Origin of the sequence: Oryzifoliimicrobium ureilyticum (assembly GCF_037199735.1) — a bacterium.
Lineage (GTDB): Bacteria > Pseudomonadota > Alphaproteobacteria > Rhizobiales > Rhizobiaceae > Rhizobium > Rhizobium ureilyticus.
In genome coordinates this window covers 1-18,716 of sequence record NZ_JBBBVQ010000039.1, presented here as the reverse complement: position 1 = coordinate 18,716, position 18,716 = coordinate 1, and the positions used below count along the sequence as shown (strand labels likewise).

Here is an 18,716-nt window from a genome sequence, read left to right as displayed (position 1 = left end):
CGACGGTGCTGGCAGGACAGAGGCTCGGGCTCAAGGAAGTCGACGATGGTATTTGGCTCGTCAGCTTCATGCGCTATGATCTCGGATATATCGACTTGGAACAGAGGACTTTGCAAACCATTGACAACCCGTTCGGCACGAGGTTGTTACCTATGTCTTAGGAACAGATTGTTACCTATGTATCCGGGTTGGACATGGAAAGAACTGGTGCCGCTTAGGTGACTCGAACACCTGACCCCATCATTACGAATGATGTGCTCTACCGACTGAGCTAAAGCGGCAAATCGCAGGCATTGTGCCTATCGGCGATGTGAGGGCGCTGATACAGGCATTGCTCGAAGAATTCAAGCGTCCATTTGGAAAAAAACCTGCAGATTGCAGCATAGGCAATCAGAGAGAAAGCCGCTGACGGGCTTGCTGATATTCACCGGCGAGGCGATCCACAAGTTGTGAAACCGGCTGGACGGCTTTCACAGCCCCAATGCCGTGGCCGCTGCCCCAGATGTCCTTCCAAGCCTTGGCGCCACTGGATGCGCTCTCAAAATCCATCTTCGACGGATCGGCCTGTGGCAGATTGTCGGGATCGAGGCCTGCAGCGCGGATGGATGGTTTCAGATAGTTTCCAGCAACCCCAGTGAAGTAATTGGAGTAAACGATATCGGCGGCCGTGCCTTCGACGATGGCCTGCTTATAAGCTTCAGAGGCACGCGCTTCTTCCGTCGCGATGAAGGGGGAGCCGATATAGGCAAGATCGGCGCCCATCGCTTGGGCGGCAAGGATCGCGCCGCCCGTCGCGATTGCCCCCGCAAGAAGCAGAGGGCCGTCGAACCATTCGCGGATTTCCTGAATGAGTGCAAAGGGCGAGAGGCTGCCGGCATGTCCTCCTGCGCCAGCGGCCACCGCAATCAATCCGTCCGCTCCCTTGCGGATTGCTGAATGGGCATGCCGGTTGTTGATGACATCATGCAGAACGATGCCGCCATAGGAGTGAACGGCAGCGTTGACCTCAGGGACAGCGCCGAGCGAGGAAATGACGATTGGTACTTTGTACTTCACGCAAAGACCGAGATCGTGTTCCAGGCGCTTATTCGACATATGAACAATCTGGTTCACTGCAAAAGGTGCGGCAGGTCTTTCTGGGTGCGCCGCATTATGCGCTGCAAGTTCTTCGGTTATTTGCGCCAACCATTCGTCCAACTGGCTTTCAGGCCGGGCATTGAGTGCAGGAAAAGAACCGACAATACCCGACTTGCATTGCGCAATCGTCAAAGCCGGATGAGAGATGATAAACAATGGAGATGCGATTACCGGAAGTCTCAGTTGCGATAAGACAGAAGGAACAGTCATGCATCACCATCAATTGACGTTTACGGAAAGGTAAGAAATAGCAGAGCTTTTCCATTTGGAAAAGCCGGGTCTCTTCCTTTTGGTGTCCGGGCAGAGCAGTAGGAAATATTCCTCTTCAAGGCGGTGCAGGCTGTTAATTTCTCCGGATGAGGCAAGCGTAATCTCCGACGAGGCTTGCGGTTTGCAAAATGGACGGTTACCGCTTTAAAGAATTGAGAGCTGGACCCATGTCGGCTCGGCGGCACGATGAAGGACCTGGTGTGAGCGGATTGGAAACGGCTATCAGAACAGCGCTCGAAGGCGCTGATCGCGATAATCCAGAGGCGCGAGCAAGGATTTACCAGTCGGCGCGCCAGGCGCTTGAGACCGGATTGCGCAAGCAGGATATTACCGATCCCCAGACCGTGGCCGGCCATCGCCACAGGCTGGAAGAGGTGATCCATAAGATCGAGGCGGAGGAGCGTGCAAGGCTTCACCCGCCGAGGCCGAGCCCCCCGCCGCCGTCCGAAGTACCAGTTCCTCCTGAAGTCGAAATACCCGAACCCTCTTCACGGCGAGCGTCGCCGAGTGAGGTTTCTCTGGGCGGTGAGACGCGCCACACGCCGTATCAGCCAGACGTCGATGACGATGCTTCGCTCGATGGGGTGAGCGCTCGTGGGGCAGACCTCGATATTGCGCCGACTGCAGAGGCGCGTCCCACCCAGGCAAAAGCGAAGCCGTCCGCCGATTTTCGCCCCGAGCGCGCCGTTGTGACGCGCAAGCCGCGGAAGTTCTTCTCGCGCCTTCTGCTCTGGTGTCTCGTTCTTGCCTTCATCGGCATCGGAGCTTGGTGGGTGAAAACCTCGGGGCTCTTGCTTTCTCCTTCGCAGCGCGACACCAGCGTTGCCAATCCGCCCGCAACCACTGCGCCAGAGGATTACGACGGCGATGAAAACACTGCCGGGGGACCTCCGACGGGAACTTCGATCGACCCACAGAACAATTTCTCTCAGGACTGGATATCGGTCTTCCAGGCGTCAGATAGCGGGAAGTTGATCAAAGGTTCTTCCTTGCAAACTCAGCCCGTATCGGAAGCCGAAGGTCCGGCGATCCGCCTGATCTCCAGGAGTTCGGACAAAGACGGAAGTGCTGGAATACCCATCCCGGCGGATATATTGGACAAGCTTCAAGGCAAATCCTCGACGATCGCGGTGACGCTGCAGGCCTCAACCGACAAGCCGACGCAAATTACCGTCGAGTGTGATTTCAAGTCGCTCGGCGACTGCGCCCGTCATCGCTTTCGCGTTACGCGGCAAAAACAGGATGTGCTTCTGCAGGTCCGTTTTGACCGAAGCGCTACCCCAGGTAATGCAGGCACGCTTTTCATCAACAGCGATGTCGATGGAGATCAAAACGGAATCGATCTTTATTCCGTGAGGATTTTGCCCGGCGAATAAGTGCCGCCTGATGACAGGCGGCAGCATCGGTCTGAAAATCAAGGAGCAATCCCGAAAAACGTTGGGAATATTTTCGAGATCGACGCATCCTGCTCAACGCGCCAGCATTGCCGCAGATCCTTGAACCAAGTTGTGTTACTTCAGGAAGCCCGGACCTGATCCGATGATCTTATCGTCGCTCTTGCCGATCGCGTCCTCGTCTTTGCCGTCGTAATCTAGGGCTTGAAGCATATGGCGGATCAAATTCAGGCGGGCTCGGCGCTTGTCGTTCGCCAGCACGACGGTCCAAGGTGCGAAGTCACTGTGCGTTTCTTTCAGCATCCGGTCCCGTTTCTCGCTGTAATCGTGCCACTTGGTGAGCGCCGCTAGATCCATAGAGGAGAGCTTCCATATTTTGAGCGGATCGTGCCGTCGGTCATGAAAACGCTTCAGCTGCATTTCGCGGCCAATATCGAGATAGAATTTGAAGAAGAAAATGCCTTCGTGGACGATAATCCGTTCGAGTTGAGGCGCCTGCACCAGAAAATCTTCATATTGCTGCGGCGTGCAAAACCCCATAACAGGCTCGACACCTGCCCGGTTATACCAGGAGCGATCAAACAGAACGAATTCGCCTGACGTCGGAAACTGTGCGATGTAGCGCTGGAAATACCATTGTCCCTGCTCGCGATCATTGGGCTTCGAAAGAGCGACGACGCGCGCAAGTCGTGGGTTCATATGCCCGGACGAAGCCGCGATCGCGCCGCCTTTGCCAGCCGCGTCGCGCCCTTCGAAGAGAGCCATCACGCGCTTTCCGGTCGCCTGGAGCCAGAATTGTACTTTGACAAGCTCCGCCTGCAGCTTGCTCAACTCCTCATCATATTCGTCGCCCTTCATTTTCTTCTTGTAGGGAAAGCCTCCGGACTCCAGAGCATTTTCGTCAATCCATTTGGGCAGGACAGGATCGTCGACATCGAAAAGGCGTTTCTTGCCGTGAACTTCCAGCTCGACTTCCCTGCTTTCGACATCCTGGGTCATAAGACTCTCCTGCTACATCGATGTTTCATCTAGGACATTATTGCCAAAAAGCTTTTTACCGTGCGGGACGATCGCATCGAGCGCAAGGCCCATCCGGTAAGCCGCCCAAACGCTCGGGTAACGCGTTCGACCTTCGGTATGTTCATTTTTCGCAACGGGCCCTTCAGGTCGATCGCGTCCTGCGACGTTTGCCGGTTGGCCGATATCAATTTGATGTGCGGTGTTCTGAGCAAGATCTAGGATTGGCCGAATACTTCTGTCATGAACTGAGCATATCAAGCAGGATTCAAAAGCTGTCAAAGTACGAATCGCCTGGAGAATGATGTGGCGGAAGAAAGCTCAAGAACGGATGCTCTCATTGCCCGTGCCAGAGCCGATGCTCCGGTTCTTTTGGCGACCGCATTGGTCGCGGGCGTTACGCTTGTTGCGGGACTTAACCCTTGGAGTGTCCTCGCCTTCGTTCTCGTCATGACCGTCGCGGTCTTCTGGCCACGATCTGAACGCGTTCAGGATCTTCCCGTTGAACATCAAGAGGAGACAGAGCGCGACGAGAACGCTCTGCATCAGGTGTCGGCGACCTTGGCCGCACTGGATATCCCGGCCATGGTGCTTTCCGACGATGCCGCCGTGCAGTTTCAGAACCGCGCCGCCGAACGTGCTTTTGGCGAGGCTGTTCTTGGAGCGCATATTTCTTCGCTCCTTCGCTCTCCAGGCATTCTCGACATGGTGCGCGAAACGATCGCGACAAATGCAGCAAATCAAATCGAGCATTCCGAGCGGCTGCCGTCAGAACGCGTCTACATCGTGCGGATTTGTCCCGTGGACATCCCGCAAGGCATGAATGATGGCGAAACACAGCGCCTCTTCGTCCTGTCGTTCCGCGATATTTCGGAGTTGCGACGCATCGACCGGATGCGCTCTGACTTCGTTGCGAATGCCAGTCACGAATTGCGCACGCCACTTGCCTCTCTGCGCGGCTTCATCGAAACCATTCAGGGCCCAGCCAAGTCCGATCACAAGGCCCAGGAGCGCTTTCTGGCAATCATGCTCGATCAGGCGACCCGTATGAGCCGTCTGGTGGACGATCTCCTGTCTCTTTCAAGGTTAGAGCTAAAATCCCACATCGCACCGGATGCGAAGGTCGATCTCGTGCCGCTCCTTGAGCATGTGCGGGATTCGCTTCTGCCATTGGCGGAGGATGTTGGGGTCGAGATCGAACTGCACCTGCCTGAAGGAAAGGCTGAGGTCACCGGAGATCGAGACGAGCTACATGAGGTTTTCGAAAATCTGATCGAGAACGCATGCAAATACGGGCAGGAGGGGCAAAAGGTCGACGTCTATGTCAAGACTGTTCCTGGCGATCCGGTCGAGGTCAGTGTGGTCGACAAAGGCCCCGGGATTGCCGCCGAACACGTTCCGCGCCTGACGGAGCGTTTCTACAGAGTAAGTGTTGAAGACAGTCGCTCGAAGAAGGGCACGGGCCTTGGGCTCGCAATCGTTAAGCATATCCTGACGCGTCATCGCGCCAGATTGATCGTCAAGTCGGAGCTTGGCAAAGGCACGGAATTTACGGTCAGATTTTGAAATTTCGTGTGTCTAAAAAATTATACAATTAAAACAATTGGATAGACTGTCATAAATCCTTCGTCAAACTGACATAGAAGGAATGCGTTGTCAGTTTATCACAGTCGGGCGGAAAGCCGGTCAGACAGGCTCGGTGGATTTTCAACGAATGGACTTAGCCATGGGAGAAGAGGTCTCATCCTCTGTTCTCATGGCGGTGCAGCGACGTAATCCGTGTCATTCCGCCCTTCATTCGGCGGTGCCGGGTAGGGACCGAAGATATCTTTGAGGAGACATCCATGACTTATTTTACTCGCCCTGTTGCTCTTGCTGCGGCGATCGCCGTTTCGATGAGCTTCGGCGCAGGCCTTGTGCAAGCTGCTGACATCTCCGGCGCTGGCGCGACCTTCCCATATCCAATCTACGCAAAGTGGGCTGATGCCTACAAAAAGGAAACCGGTAACGGTCTGAACTACCAGTCGATCGGTTCTGGCGGCGGCGTCAAGCAGATCAAGGCCAAGACCGTCACGTTTGGCGCATCGGACGCGCCCTTGAAGGGCGAAGAGCTGGAATCCATCGGTCTTGCTCAGTTCCCGATGGTGATGGGCGGCATCGTGCCTGTCGTCAACATTGAGGGCGTAAAGCCCGGCGAACTGGTGCTCGATGGTAAGACGCTCGCCGACATCTTCATGGGCAAGATCACCAAGTGGGATGATGAAGCGATCAAGAAGCTGAACCCAGGCGCGAAGCTTCCTTCGCAGGCGATTGCTGTCGTTCACCGTTCGGACGGCTCTGGCACCACCTACAACTTCAGCTACTACCTCGGCGATGTCAGCGCTGACTGGAAAGACAAGGTTGGCGTCAATACGGCCCTCGAATGGCCGGTCGGCATCGGCGCCAAGGGCAATGAAGGCGTTGCCAACAACGTCACGCAGGCAAAGGGTTCGATCGGCTACGTCGAATATGCCTATGCCAAGCAGAACAAGCTGACCTATGCCGACATGCTGAACAAGGATGGCAAGAAGGTCGAGCCGACGGCAAAGTCCTTCTCCGCTGCTGCTGCCAACGCTGATTGGAGCTCCAAGCCGGGCTACGGCGTGATCTTGGCAAACCAGCCGGGTGCTGACTCCTGGCCGATGACGGCTGCAACCTGGATCCTGGTGTACAAGAAGCCAGAAGATGCTGCTGCCACTGCGGAAGCTCTGAAGTTCTTCGCATGGTCCTACAAGAACGGTGCTCAGATGGCTGCCGAACTCGATTACGTTCCAATGCCGGAAGCGGTTGTAAAGAGCGTTGAGGAAATGTGGGCCAAGGAAATCGTTGGCAAGGATGGCAAGCCGGTTTTCGCTTCTAAGTAATCTCAGCGGGGAGAGGTTGCCTCTCCCCGTCTCTTTTGTGTGTTTTCTTGGGGAATACGGGGCATGACCTTGTCAGTTGCGGAGCACGTCGACACCAGACGTGAAAAGGTTGTTCGGCGTTTTGCGCTGACGGATGCACTGTTTCACGGCGTATCGCGTGCAGCAGCTATTCTCGTGCTTTTGCTCCTTGGCGGCGTTGCGGTTTCGCTTGTCGTCGGTGCTTGGCCTGCACTTGCGAATTTCGGCGTCAGCTTCCTGACGACTGAAAGCTGGAACCCGGTCACTGAAAAATTCGGCGCCCTTGCTCCGATTTACGGAACGCTGGTCACCTCGGCATTTGCCGTTCTGATTGCCGTGCCGATCGGACTAGGGATCGCCGTGTTCCTGACCGAGCTTTGTCCACGCCCTCTGCGGCGCCCGATCGCTATTGCTGTCGAGCTACTGGCTGGCATTCCGAGCATCATCTACGGCATCTGGGGCTTGTTCGTTTTCGCCCCATTCCTCCAGACTCATTTCCAGCCTTTTCTGATTGATGCCTTTCAGGACATTCCGGGACTGTCGAGCGTTTTTGCCGGGCCGCCCTATGGCATCGGCGTTTTGACGTCATCGCTGATCCTGGCGATCATGGTGCTGCCCTTCATCACATCGATCAGCAAAGACGTCTTCGATACCGTTCCCTCGGTCTTGAAGGAGTCTGCATACGGAATTGGCTGCACGACGTGGGAGGTGGTACGTCGCATCGTCATTCCGCATACGCGGGTCGGAATTATGGGCGGTGTGATGCTCGGCCTTGGCCGCGCACTTGGTGAGACCATGGCCGTCACCTTCGTGATCGGCAACGCGCACCGGATCAGCAGCTCCCTTTTTGCGCCGGGCACTACGATCTCGGCGACAATTGCCAATGAATTTACCGAAGCGGATGGCGAGATTTATACGTCGTCGCTGATCGCGCTCGGTCTAATCCTCTTCTTTATCACCTTCCTGATCCTTGCTCTGGCGCGCTACATGCTGATGCGGATCGAACGGAAGGCGGGAGCTTGATCGATGTCCGGTATCTATTCTCGTCGTAAAGCCACCAATGGCATCATGATGTGGCTCTGCGCTGTCGCAGCTGGCATCGGCCTTCTATGGCTTGCTCTGATCCTTGGTGCCTTGCTGTATAAAGGCTTCTCCGGTCTCTCGATCGCCGTGTTCACGCAAATGACGCCACCGCCGGGCGAAGCAGGAGGCCTGCTCAACGCGATTATGGGCAGCTTGATCGTTACCGTAATTGCCGTCATCGTCGGCACGCCGATCGGGATCCTCGCCGGCACCTACATGGCAGAATACGGACGCTTCACGCGACTGACTACGGCGGTGCGCTTTATTAACGACATTCTTCTGTCGGCGCCATCGATCGTTGTGGGCCTCTTCATCTACGAATTGGTCGTTCGGCCAATGGGGCATTTCTCGGCGCTGGCCGGATCGATTGCCCTTGCCGTTCTCGTCATTCCTGTGGTGGTGCGCACCACCGAGGATATGCTCAATCTGGTGCCGAATGCTCTGCGTGAGGCGGGCACGGCAATCGGCGCGCCGCGCTGGATCGTCATTCGTTCGGTCGCCTACAGAGCGGCGCTTTCCGGGATGGTAACGGGCGTTCTCTTGGCCATCGCCCGTATTTCCGGGGAAACTGCGCCGCTGTTGTTCACGGCATTGAACAACCAGTTCTGGAGCAGCAACATCAATGCGCCGATGGCAAGCCTGCCGGTCACGATCTTCCAGTTCGCACTCAGCCCCTACAAGGAATGGCAGGATCTGGCCTGGACCGGCGCCCTTATCATCACATTGACAGTTCTGGGTTTGAGCATCGTTGCTCGCAGCCTTACCGGACGCAAATAGGAAAGTAGCGAAGATGGCTTCGATGGAACAGACAGTCCCGCAACCGGTGACTCAGAAAACCAAGATCGAGATCCAAGGTCTCAACTTCTACTATGGCGAGACGAAAGCGCTGAAGAACATTTCGCTTTCGCTTCCAGAGCGCAGCGTCACCGCCTTCATCGGCCCATCCGGCTGCGGAAAGTCGACGCTCCTGCGCGTACTCAACCGCATCTATGAGCTTTATCCGAAACAGCGGGCTGACGGGAAGGTCTTGATCGACGGAGAAAACATTCTCGACCGCTCGCAGGACCTCAACCTGCTGCGCACAAAGGTTGGGATGGTGTTCCAAAAACCGACGCCGTTCCCGATGTCGATCTACGAAAACATTGCTTTCGGCGTGCGGCTTTACGAAAGCATCGGCAAGGCTGAAATGGACGAGCGTGTGGAAGCGGCATTGCGCCGCGCCGCCCTTTGGAATGAAGTCAAGGACAAGCTGCACGCCAGCGGACAGAGCCTTTCCGGCGGTCAGCAGCAGCGTCTCTGCATTGCCCGTACAGTTGCCGTGAAACCTGAGATCATTCTCCTCGACGAGCCGGCTTCCGCTCTCGATCCCTTGTCGACAGCAAAGATCGAAGAGCTGATCGACGAGTTGCGTGCCGACTATACGATCGTGATCGTCACGCACAACATGCAGCAGGCTGCCCGCGTTTCCAGCCAGACGGCCTTCATGTATCTCGGTGAACTCGTTGAATTCGACGAAACCGCGAAGATTTTCACATCGCCGCGCGAGCGGCGCACGCAGGACTATGTCACCGGACGTTTCGGCTGATTTCGGCGTCTCGTCACTCAGCAGCCGTTGTTAAGAGGAACGAAAATGCCATCCACACATCTCATGTCGGCTTTCGACGACGACCTTCAGTATCTGACCCGCCGCATTTCCGAGATGGGCGGTCTTGCCGAACAAATGGTTTCGGACGCCGTGCGCGCGCTCGTGAACGGTGACGTCGCCCTTGCCCAGAAAGTGATCTCGGACGACGTCATACTCGATAGTGCAGAGCGTGAAATCGGCGAAAAGGCGATCATCACCATCGCACGCCGCCAGCCCATGGCGGCTGACCTGCGCGAAATCATGGGGTCCATCCGTATCGCTGCCGATCTGGAGCGGGTCGGCGATCTTGGCAAGAACACCGCCAAACGCGTGATCGCCGTTCAAAGTACTGGCGTTCCTCGCAAGCTGGCGCGCGGGCTGGAACATCTTTCTGAACTCGCCCTTGTGCAACTTAAGGAGGTTCTGGACGTCTATTCCAATCGGGCGCCGGACAAAGCGACATCGATCCGTGAGCGCGACGAAGAAATCGATGCGATGTACACCTCGCTGTTTCGCGAACTCCTGACATACATGATGGAAGATCCGCGCAACATCACGAGCTGCACGCACTTGCTGTTCTGTGCCAAGAACATCGAGCGCATCGGCGATCATGCCACCAATATTGCAGAAACGATTTACTACATGGCAACCGGGGCACAGCCGGAAGGCGAGCGTCCGAAGGACGATACTGCCAACACGGTCGGTGCCGTGACTGAATAAATTTTTGATAACGCAGAGGCTATTTTAATGACACCGAGAGTTGCAGTTGTTGAAGACGAGGAGGCGCTCAGCGTCCTCCTTCGTTATAACCTCGAGGCCGAAGGCTTTGACGTTGAAACGATCGGACGCGGTGACGAAGCGGAAATTCGCTTGCAGGAACGGGCGCCTGACCTTCTCATCCTCGATTGGATGCTGCCGGGCGTATCTGGAATTGAGCTCTGCCGCCGCCTTCGCATGCGGCCGGAAACCGAGCGCCTTCCAATCATCATGCTGACGGCCCGCGGCGAAGAAAGCGAACGCGTCCGCGGCTTATCGACGGGCGCCGACGATTACGTCGTCAAGCCATTTTCGACGCCGGAACTCATTGCACGCGTCAAGGCAATGCTGCGCAGAGCAAAGCCCGAGGTCCTGTCGACGGTTCTCAAGTGCGGCGACATCGAGCTTGACCGCGAGACGCACCGCGTGCATCGCAAGACGAGGGAGGTCCGTCTCGGTCCGACCGAGTTCCGCCTGCTTGAGTTCTTGATGACCTCGCCGGGACGCGTGTTCTCCCGCTCCCAGCTGCTCGATGGCGTTTGGGGCCATGACATCTATGTCGACGAACGCACCGTCGATGTCCATGTCGGACGGCTCCGCAAGGCCTTGAACTTTTCCAACATGCAGGATGTTATCAGGACTGTCCGCGGGGCGGGTTATTCGATGGAAGCCTGAGCTGGCATCCTCGTAACTTCTGAAAAACGTTAGTGACGGGATGCCGGGGCCAAGCTCCGGCATTTTCGTTGATCGATTTCGGGGGGCACCGGGCGGAATGCGTTCACCAAACGAAAAACGGGCCCGAAGGCCCGCTTGAAAGATCACGGAGGCGGTGTGGATCAAGCGACCCGTGCCGCAACCTTGCGGCGGTCGGAAACCGGCTGGTAGGCCAGCTTCTGGTGGTAATTGCAGTAAGGCGAGCTATCGGAAGCCTCACAGCCGCAGAAGTGAAAGTCGTCTTTAAGCGGGTCGCCAACAGGCCACTTGCACGTGCGTTCGGTCAAATCCGTGAGGCCAAGGCGACGAGAAATTGGCACGACGACGTCCGTGGAAGGCCGGCGCACGGCAACCGTTTCGACATCCACTTCCTGCTTGACGACAACCGCTTCCTGGCTGCGAACAGCAGGGCGCGTCTGGGCACGCTGAGGATATCCTGTAGCGCGCGGTGCAACGGGCGCTGGGCGCTTCTGCGGACGGGCTGCGGCACTGCTGCCACCAGCTTTAGCGCGACCGGGCAAGTTGAGCCTGTGGACTTTCCCGATCACCGCGTTGCGGCTGACGCCGCCCAGTTGTGCTGCAATCTGGCTTGCGCTCAAACCTTCTGCCCAAAGCTTTTTCAGCTTTTCGACGCGCTCGTCCGTCCAATTCATGCCTATATCCGCCTTTCTGCGCCTCGTGACGATAGAATCCGTCAGCCTTACGTTGGACGATGTCCGACGTAGGAAACGCTTCAACATTTAGGTGACTAGTTCCGCCGCTATGCAGTCTAGTAATTGAGTTTTAACCTAGTGTGAGGCTGACTCCGTGACAAGAGTCGGTCGAATCGCAGCGAATCTTTTCCCCAACTTGCTTGCTGAGAGAGTCTTTTATGCAACATTGTTCAAATGTACCGTTCTGCGCGGTCTATTGTGTTTTAGCCTAAAGGTCGAGTTTTATTGACATTGCAGTGCGGAAGATTGATAGTGAAGACGCCGCCGAAAGGCGGCATTTTTAATTTCTGGGTTTGGGGCAATTAGCCGGCTCCCATTTTATCTTTGTTCGACGGAGACTGCGCCATGGCAGAGACCACGCCGCTTTATGAGACCTACTCCCGCGCTCCACTGCGTTTCGATCGAGGCGAGGGCGTATGGCTGATCACAGAAGGCGGCGAGCGATATCTGGACTTCGGTTCGGGCGTTGCTGTGACATCGGTCGGTCATTCACATCCGCATCTTGTTGCCGCTCTGAAAGAGCAGGCCGACAAAGTCTGGCACCTATCCAATGTCTACGAAATTCCGGGGCAGGAACGCCTTGCCAAGCGGCTAACGGATTCAAGTTTCGCCGATAAGGTGTTCTTCACGAATTCCGGAGCAGAAGCGCTCGAATGCGCAATCAAGACGGCGCGTCGTTACCATTTCGCGAAGGGCCATCCAGAACGCTATCATATTATCACCTTCCAGGGCGCCTTCCATGGCCGCACCCTTGCGACAATTGCGGCCGGCGGGCAGGAAAAGTATCTGGAGGGCTTCGGTCCCAAGGCTCCAGGCTTCGATCAGGTGCCATTTGGCGATCTCGATGCAGTGCGCGCAGCTATAACAGACGCAACGGCAGGCATTCTTGTCGAGCCCATACAGGGCGAGGGCGGTATCAATCCGGCCACGCCTGACTTCATGAAGGGCCTGCGCCAGATTTGCGACGAACATGGCTTGCTCCTGATCCTCGACGAGGTTCAATCCGGCATGGGGCGGACCGGCCGGCTTTTTGCGCACGAAATCTACGGCGTTACACCGGATATTCTTGCTGCTGCAAAAGGCATCGGCGGCGGCTTCCCGCTGGGCGCGTGTCTGGCGACGGCTGAAGCAGCGTCGGGCATGGTAGCGGGTACCCACGGGTCGACCTATGGCGGCAATCCGCTCGCTATGGCGGTTGGCAATGCGGTTCTCGATGTTGTGCTCGAAGACGGCTTCCTGCAAAATGTCCGCGATGTCGGGCTTGTCATGCGCCAGGGACTTGCTTCGCTGAAGGACAGATATCCTGACATCATTCAAGATGTGCGTGGAGAAGGCCTAATGCTCGGTATAAAGGCCGCGGTTCCGGTCGGTGAACTGCTGCAGGCCATCAGAGCAAACAAGATGCTTGCGATGACAGCTGGCGACAATGTCGTTCGTTTGTTGCCCCCCCTCGTGGTGACGGCTCAGGACGCACGAGAGGCGCTGTCGCGGATCGAGCAGGCGGCTGAAAGCCTGCGTATGAAATCGGCCCGCAAGACCGCTTGAGATAGGGATTTTAGTCCTCCTTAAGGACGCAATGGGTATTGATATGACTTCAACTCGGCATTTCCTCGATCTTTCGGCTGTTTCTTCGCCGGATCTTAGGCATATTCTCAATGATGCGCTTTCGCGCAAGCAGGCCTTCAAAGCTGGCTCGGCCGACAAGCCGCTGGCGGGCAAGATGCTGGCCATGATCTTCGAAAAGCCTTCGACGCGAACACGCGTATCCTTCGACGTCGGTATGCGTCAACTCGGCGGCGAAACCCTGTTCCTGTCTGGGACGGAAATGCAGCTTGGACGAGCGGAGACCATTGGAGATACGGCAAAGGTGTTGTCGCGCTATGTCGATGCCATCATGATCCGCACAACAGAGCATTCTCGTCTTCTGGAGCTTGCTGAGCATGCAACGGTGCCTGTCATCAATGCTCTAACGGATGATACCCATCCGTGTCAGATCATGGCTGACATCATGACCTTTGAGGAACATCGTGGGCCTGTCAGCGGTAAGACAATTGCTTGGACCGGTGATGGCAACAATGTCCTGCATTCCCTCGTCGAAGGGGCAGCCCGTTTCGGCTACAAAATGAATATGGCGGTACCTCTTGGTTCCGAGCCGAAGGATCACTATTTGAACTGGGCTCGCAATGAGGGTGCCGAGATCAGGCTCTATCATGATGCCGACCGTGCGGTCGAAGGCGCCGATTGCGTAGTGACCGATACCTGGGTTTCCATGAACCAGGAGCATCGGGCTCGAGGTCATAATGTCTTCCAACCATTCCAAGTGAATCCCACCTTGATGGCGCGGGCGAACAAGGATGCGTTGTTCATGCACTGCCTGCCGGCCCATCGTGGCGAGGAAGTGACGGACGAGGTGATCGACGGCCCGCAGTCCGTGGTGTTCGATGAAGCAGAAAACCGTATGCATGCGCAGAAGTCCATTCTTGCTTGGTGCCTGGGAGCAATCTGAACCCTACCGCTTGCCACGCCGGCTAGAGCCCGTGGTGAACCGCGGGCCGGCAGGCTTTGTCTCCGGCAGATGTTGAGGAGTAAAACCATGGCAGACACCGCCGTCACTTTGGGAGATCTAACCCTGGCTGGCGACGATCATGTTGTACCCTTTCAGGTGGAAGGGCTCGACGTACGCGGTCGTGCCGTTCAGCTTGGTCCGATGCTGGACGCAATTCTGGAGCGGCACCACTACCCGGCGCCCGTTGCTCGGCTATTGGGCGAAGTGATCGTCCTGACGGTCTTGCTGGGAACTTCTTTGAAGTTTGAAGGCAAGTTCACGGTTCAGACAAAAGGCGATGGTCCCGTCGATCTCTTGGTCGCTGATTTCTCTACGCCGGAGAATGTCCGTGCCTATGCGCGCTTTGACGAGGCAGCGCTTCGGCAAGCGGTAGCAGAAGGTCGAGCCGAGCCGGAGCAGCTGCTTGGCCGGGGCGTCCTGGCGTTTACCATCGATCAGGGTCGCTTTGCGCAGCCTTACCAAGGAATTGTCGCGCTCGATGGCGCCACCCTCGAGGAGATTGCCGGCACCTATTTCCGCCAGTCGGAGCAAATTCCGACGAGAGTGAGACTTGCTGCTGCCGAGCTTTTCGACAGAGGTGAGGACGGAAAAGCGCGCCATCACTGGCGGGCGGGTGGTCTTGTTGCACAATTCCTGCCTGAAGCTCCCGACCGGATGCGACAACCGGATCTGCACGGCGGTGACGGCGATGACGGATCGACTCTTCACCAGGAGGACGATTCCTGGTCTGAGGCTCGATCGCTGGTCGAAACGATTGACGCTGACGAATTGACTGATCCGCAGGTCGGGACAGAACGCTTGCTCTACCGACTGTTCCACGAACGGGGCGTTCGCGTCTACGAGCCAAAACAGGTCTTCGATCGCTGCAGCTGTTCGAAAGACAAGATCAGGAGCGTTCTTGAAGGATTTTCCGCTGAGGAAATCGAGGCAAGCACCGAAGACGGCGAAATTGCTGTGACGTGTGAGTTTTGCTCAACGGTTTACCGCTTCAAGCCGGATGAGTTTCCGGCGACTTGATCAAGCGTGGGAGCAGTGGACAAGCTGCTCTCCTAAGTCAGGCCGGAAGGTCCAATGGATGTTCGGGCCTATGCTTTGACGACGGGTTGCTCGGACTTTCGCCCATCCCGAATATTTCAGTTCAGCGTACGCAGAAGACCGGGCGAATCCAAGGAAAAGGCGGGGATTTTCACTTCGAAAACCTCGCCATTGTCGGCTTCCATCTCGTAATGGCCGAACATCAGGCCTGAAGGCGTGTCCAGAGGGCAGCCGGATGAGTATTCATAGGTGTCTCCCGGCGATAAAACAGGTTGTTCGCCCACGACGCCCGGTCCGGAGACTTCATCCACGACACCGTTTTGATCCGTGATGTTCCAGTACCGATTGATGAGCTTGACGGTCAAATCAGATTGATTGGTGATCGCGATCCGGTAGCCCCACACGTAGCGGCTGTCTTCTGGATCGGATTGCTCCTCCAGGTAAAATGGCTCGACAACCACCTCAATATTTCGCGTAAGGGCGCGATACATGTCTTACACCGTGATGCAAATTCGCCTGGCAACCTTTTTGGCCAGTTTCATAGTAGCGTATTATGTCTAAACGGAGAGAAAATGCATCATTTAGCTCTTGTTAAGCCTAACGCGGAAGGTTACCGCCCGTAATGGGCCGAGGGCGAAGGCACTCTTCCGACACTGTCGAGGTCACCATTTGTCGTTCCGCTCAAGAGACTATTGAGCGAAACGAAGAGTGAGCCGCGAAGGCTTCGTAAGACACCGAGCCTTCGGCGCAGATACGCGTTACGCCCTGATCGCCGAGAGAGCCTTGTCGAAATCCTCAAGCAGATCGTCGGTATCTTCGATACCGGCGGACAAGCGCAGAATACCGGCAGAGATGCCTAATTCCGCACGAGCCTCATCCGACAGGTTCTTGTGTGTCGTCGTTGCCGGATGCGTGATCAGGCTTTTCGCATCGCCGAGATTGTTGGAAATCTTGACGATCTCCAATGCGTTTTGCAGCGCGAAGGCGGCCTCCTTTCCTCCCTTCACCTCAAAAGCAACCAGTGTCGAGCCACCGCTCATCTGCTTGGCAATGATTTCTGCCTGGGGGTGGTCTTTCCGGCCTGGATAAATGACCTTCGCAATTTCTCGCCGCTCGGAAAGGAAATCAGCGATGCGCGCTGCATTCTGTGTCTGCTGGCGCACACGAAGCGGCAGGGTTTCAATTCCCTTGAGCAGCGTCCAGGCGTTGAAGGGCGACATCGCCGGGCCGGTATGGCGGAAATAATCGTGCAGGTTTTCGTCGATCCACTGCTTGTCGGACAAAATGACGCCGCCTAGGCACCGGCCCTGTCCGTCAATATGTTTGGTCGCTGAATACACAACCACATGCGCGCCGAGCTCCAGCGGCTTCTGGAATAGCGGCGTTGCGAAAACATTGTCGACAACCACCTTTGCGCCGATCTGATTGGCAAGCTTGGCAACGCCTGCAATGTCGATCACTTCCAGCGTCGGGTTGGTTGGGCTTTCCAGGAAGAAGACTTTCGTATTCTTGCGGATCGCCTTTTCCCAATTGCCGAGATCGCGCCCATCCACCAGAGTACATTCGATGCCGTATTTGGGAGCGAGCGTTTCCACAACCCAACGGCAAGAGCCAAACAAGGCGCGTGCAGCAACAATATGATCGCCTGCCTTCAGCTGGCAGAGAATAGCGGCCGAGACGGCGGCCATGCCCGAAGCGGTGGCGCGTGCGTCTTCTGCGCCTTCCAAGGCGCACATCCGCTTTTCGAACATGTCGTTCGTCGGGCTGCCGTATCTGGCGTAGATAAAGCCATCCGTCTCACCCTTGAAGCGCGCTTCTGCAGCCTCAGCCGTTTCGTAGACGAAGCCCTGCGTCAGATAGATCGCTTCTGAGGTTTCGCCATATTGAGAGCGTAGCGTGCCACCGTGAACGAGTTGGGTTGCCGGGCGCCAAGTCTTGGTCATGATCTACCACTTTCAAACAACAAAAAAACCGGCCGCAAAAGCAGACCGGTTTCCACCCGGTCTTTTTAGCCACTTATTTAACGTGGCTGCAAGCCGACCGGCCAAATCACCACGGGATAAATACCCAATACTGCCGTTGCGTTCTTGCGTCAATCGCCGGAGTTTGGTTTTGTCAGCGCGATAAGCGGAAGATAAAAATGGTGCGTGAAACTGGAATTCTGGCAGATCGGTCAATCTCGTCTCTCTTTGAGAGTGGACGACTTGCGGCGGAGCGACCGCTTGATGACGATCAAATTCAGCCGGCCAGTCTCGATCTGAGGCTTGGTGCAAAGGCGTTTCGCGTCAGGGCAAGCTTTATGCCTGGCCCCTCCAGCCGCGTTGCGGACAAGCTCGACCGTTTAAGCTTGCATGTTGTCGATCTGACGCAAGGTGCAGTCCTTGAAACCGGCTGTGTCTATATCGTGCCCTTGATGGAATCGCTCGATCTGCCGAGCGATATGTCGGCCTCGGCCAATCCAAAAAGCTCGACAGGTCGCCTCGATATCTTCACGCGTGTCATCGCCGATTACGCACAGGAGTTCGATAAGATTCCTGCCGGTTATTCAGGCCCGCTTTATCTGGAAATCAGTCCGAGGACCTTTCCGATCGTCGTTCGGCGCGGCTCTCGCCTGTCGCAAATTCGCTTCAGGCGGGGCTTGTCGCTTCTTGACGAGCCGGCGCTTTTGTCGCTGCATGCGACCGAGACCCTGGTGGCAAGTGCCACACCCAATGTGACGGGTGGCGGTATAGCGCTTTCGATCGATCTTGCCGGTGATAAAGCCGGCCTGATCGGATATCGCGGCAAGCACCATACGGCGGTTGTCGATGTGGACAAGAAGGCAGAGCACGATGTCTTCGATTTCTGGGAGCCGCTGTATAGCAGCCGTGGGCGTAATGAGCTTATCCTCGATCCCGATGAGTTCTATATCCTCGTGTCACGCGAAGCCGTCCATGTTCCGCCGGACTATGCGGCCGAAATGACACCATTCGATCCGCTCGTCGGTGAGTTCCGTGTTCATTACGCCGGCTTCTTCGACCCAGGATTTGGTCACGCACCGGCTGGCGGACGCGGCAGCCGAGCCGTGCTCGAGGTCCGAAGCCACGAAGTTCCCTTCATTCTCGAAGATGGGCAGATCGTGGGTCGGCTCGTCTACGAACACATGCAGGAGCGGCCTTCCAGCCTTTACGGCGTCGACCTCGGTTCAAACTATCAGGCTCAGGGCCTGAAACTTTCCAAACACTTCCGCATCAAATCGGATTGATCTTGACAGCGTTGGCCTTGTGTTGAAACTGGAGGGCATGCGGGTGTAGCTCAATGGTAGAGCAGCAGCTTCCCAAGCTGAATACGAGGGTTCGATTCCCTTCACCCGCTCCACATCTTAGCTGTCCAACCCGGATACATAGGTAACAATCTGTTCCTAAGACATAGGTAACAACCTCGTGCCGAACGGGTTGTCGATGGTTTGCAAAGTCCTCTGTTCCAAGTCGATATATCCGAGATCAT

Annotated in this window: 17 protein-coding genes, 2 tRNA genes, 1 pseudogene and 1 riboswitch; of the genes and pseudogenes, 14 read left to right on the top strand and 6 right to left on the bottom strand. The window is 56.3% G+C overall.

The window, feature by feature from the left end; genetic code table 11:
• Positions 1–161, top strand: a pseudogene (locus VQ830_RS28900) (transposase); the annotation flags it as partial.
• Positions 162–205: 44 nt separating this feature from the next.
• On the opposite strand, the gene VQ830_RS27615 reads toward VQ830_RS28900, so the two are convergent.
• Both VQ830_RS27615 and VQ830_RS27610 read right to left on the bottom strand, forming a co-directional pair.
• Positions 206–281, bottom strand: a tRNA-Thr gene (locus VQ830_RS27615).
• 109 nt (positions 282–390) lie between these two features.
• Positions 391–1,347 carry an NAD(P)H-dependent flavin oxidoreductase gene (locus VQ830_RS27610; protein WP_337271365.1) on the bottom strand — a complete coding sequence of 319 codons (957 nt, stop codon included), beginning with the start codon at positions 1,345–1,347 and terminating at the stop codon, positions 391–393.
• Between the two features lie 260 nt (positions 1,348–1,607).
• Here VQ830_RS27610 and VQ830_RS27605 point away from each other — a divergent pair, with 260 nt between their 5' ends.
• Positions 1,608–2,783, top strand: coding sequence for a hypothetical protein (locus tag VQ830_RS27605; RefSeq protein ID WP_337271364.1), 1,176 nt, complete (start codon positions 1,608–1,610; stop codon positions 2,781–2,783).
• 135 nt (positions 2,784–2,918) lie between these two features.
• Here VQ830_RS27605 and ppk2 read toward each other — a convergent pair whose 3' ends face one another.
• Positions 2,919–3,800, bottom strand: a complete 882-nt coding sequence (gene ppk2, locus VQ830_RS27600; protein WP_337271363.1) for a polyphosphate kinase 2 — start codon at positions 3,798–3,800, stop codon at positions 2,919–2,921.
• Positions 3,801–4,124: 324 nt separating this feature from the next.
• Between ppk2 and phoR the strand changes: the two genes are divergently transcribed.
• From phoR to phoB, 7 genes are all read left to right on the top strand, one after another.
• Positions 4,125–5,384, top strand: a complete 1,260-nt coding sequence (gene phoR / locus VQ830_RS27595; protein WP_438618850.1) for a phosphate regulon sensor histidine kinase PhoR — start codon at positions 4,125–4,127, stop codon at positions 5,382–5,384.
• A 278-nt stretch (positions 5,385–5,662) separates the two neighbouring features.
• Positions 5,663–6,721, top strand: a complete 1,059-nt coding sequence (gene pstS, locus VQ830_RS27590) for a phosphate ABC transporter substrate-binding protein PstS (protein ID WP_337271362.1) — start codon at positions 5,663–5,665, stop codon at positions 6,719–6,721.
• 63 nt (positions 6,722–6,784) lie between these two features.
• Entirely contained in the window at positions 6,785–7,762 is a 978-nt protein-coding gene (pstC, locus tag VQ830_RS27585; protein ID WP_337271361.1) for a phosphate ABC transporter permease subunit PstC, read from the top strand.
• A 3-nt stretch (positions 7,763–7,765) separates the two neighbouring features.
• Positions 7,766–8,599 (top strand): phosphate ABC transporter permease PstA, encoded by an 834-nt coding sequence (pstA, locus tag VQ830_RS27580; RefSeq protein WP_337271360.1) that lies wholly within the window; start codon positions 7,766–7,768, stop codon positions 8,597–8,599.
• 22 nt (positions 8,600–8,621) lie between these two features.
• The gene (gene pstB / locus VQ830_RS27575) at positions 8,622–9,407 is read left to right on the top strand and encodes a phosphate ABC transporter ATP-binding protein PstB (RefSeq protein ID WP_438618847.1); all 786 of its coding nucleotides are present in this window, start codon (positions 8,622–8,624) and stop codon (positions 9,405–9,407) included.
• A 45-nt stretch (positions 9,408–9,452) separates the two neighbouring features.
• Positions 9,453–10,166, top strand: coding sequence for a phosphate signaling complex protein PhoU (gene phoU / locus VQ830_RS27570; protein ID WP_337271358.1), 714 nt, complete (start codon positions 9,453–9,455; stop codon positions 10,164–10,166).
• Positions 10,167–10,193: 27 nt separating this feature from the next.
• Positions 10,194–10,877: a phosphate regulon transcriptional regulator PhoB gene (phoB, locus tag VQ830_RS27565; RefSeq protein ID WP_337271357.1), complete on the top strand. Its 684-nt coding sequence runs from the start codon at positions 10,194–10,196 to the stop codon at positions 10,875–10,877.
• Between the two features lie 161 nt (positions 10,878–11,038).
• Here phoB and VQ830_RS27560 read toward each other — a convergent pair whose 3' ends face one another.
• Positions 11,039–11,569: a GcrA family cell cycle regulator gene (locus VQ830_RS27560; protein ID WP_337271356.1), complete on the bottom strand. Its 531-nt coding sequence runs from the start codon at positions 11,567–11,569 to the stop codon at positions 11,039–11,041.
• A 405-nt stretch (positions 11,570–11,974) separates the two neighbouring features.
• Between VQ830_RS27560 and VQ830_RS27555 the strand changes: the two genes are divergently transcribed.
• The 3 genes from VQ830_RS27555 (at position 11,975) to VQ830_RS27545 (ending at position 15,212) form a co-directional block, all read left to right on the top strand.
• Positions 11,975–13,174 (top strand): aspartate aminotransferase family protein, encoded by a 1,200-nt coding sequence (locus VQ830_RS27555; RefSeq protein WP_337271355.1) that lies wholly within the window; start codon positions 11,975–11,977, stop codon positions 13,172–13,174.
• 43 nt (positions 13,175–13,217) lie between these two features.
• A complete protein-coding gene (argF, locus tag VQ830_RS27550) occupies positions 13,218–14,135 on the top strand; it encodes an ornithine carbamoyltransferase (RefSeq protein ID WP_337271354.1) in 918 nt (305 codons plus the stop codon).
• Between the two features lie 87 nt (positions 14,136–14,222).
• A complete protein-coding gene (locus VQ830_RS27545) occupies positions 14,223–15,212 on the top strand; it encodes an Hsp33 family molecular chaperone (protein ID WP_337271353.1) in 990 nt (329 codons plus the stop codon).
• A 116-nt stretch (positions 15,213–15,328) separates the two neighbouring features.
• Here the strand turns inward: VQ830_RS27545 and apaG are convergent, their stop codons facing one another.
• On the bottom strand, positions 15,329–15,721 hold the full coding sequence (apaG, locus tag VQ830_RS27540; RefSeq protein WP_337271352.1) for a Co2+/Mg2+ efflux facilitator ApaG/CorD: 393 nt from the start codon (positions 15,719–15,721) through the stop codon (positions 15,329–15,331).
• A 267-nt stretch (positions 15,722–15,988) separates the two neighbouring features.
• On the bottom strand, positions 15,989–17,173 hold the full coding sequence (locus VQ830_RS27535; protein ID WP_337271351.1) for an O-succinylhomoserine sulfhydrylase: 1,185 nt from the start codon (positions 17,171–17,173) through the stop codon (positions 15,989–15,991).
• A 44-nt stretch (positions 17,174–17,217) separates the two neighbouring features.
• Positions 17,218–17,296, bottom strand: a riboswitch (SAM riboswitch).
• Positions 17,297–17,370: 74 nt separating this feature from the next.
• Here VQ830_RS27535 and VQ830_RS27530 point away from each other — a divergent pair.
• Both VQ830_RS27530 and VQ830_RS27525 read left to right on the top strand, forming a co-directional pair.
• Positions 17,371–18,474, top strand: a complete 1,104-nt coding sequence (locus VQ830_RS27530) for a 2'-deoxycytidine 5'-triphosphate deaminase (RefSeq protein ID WP_337271350.1) — start codon at positions 17,371–17,373, stop codon at positions 18,472–18,474.
• 39 nt (positions 18,475–18,513) lie between these two features.
• A tRNA-Gly gene (locus tag VQ830_RS27525) sits at positions 18,514–18,587 on the top strand.
• Positions 18,588–18,716 lie beyond the last annotated feature (129 nt).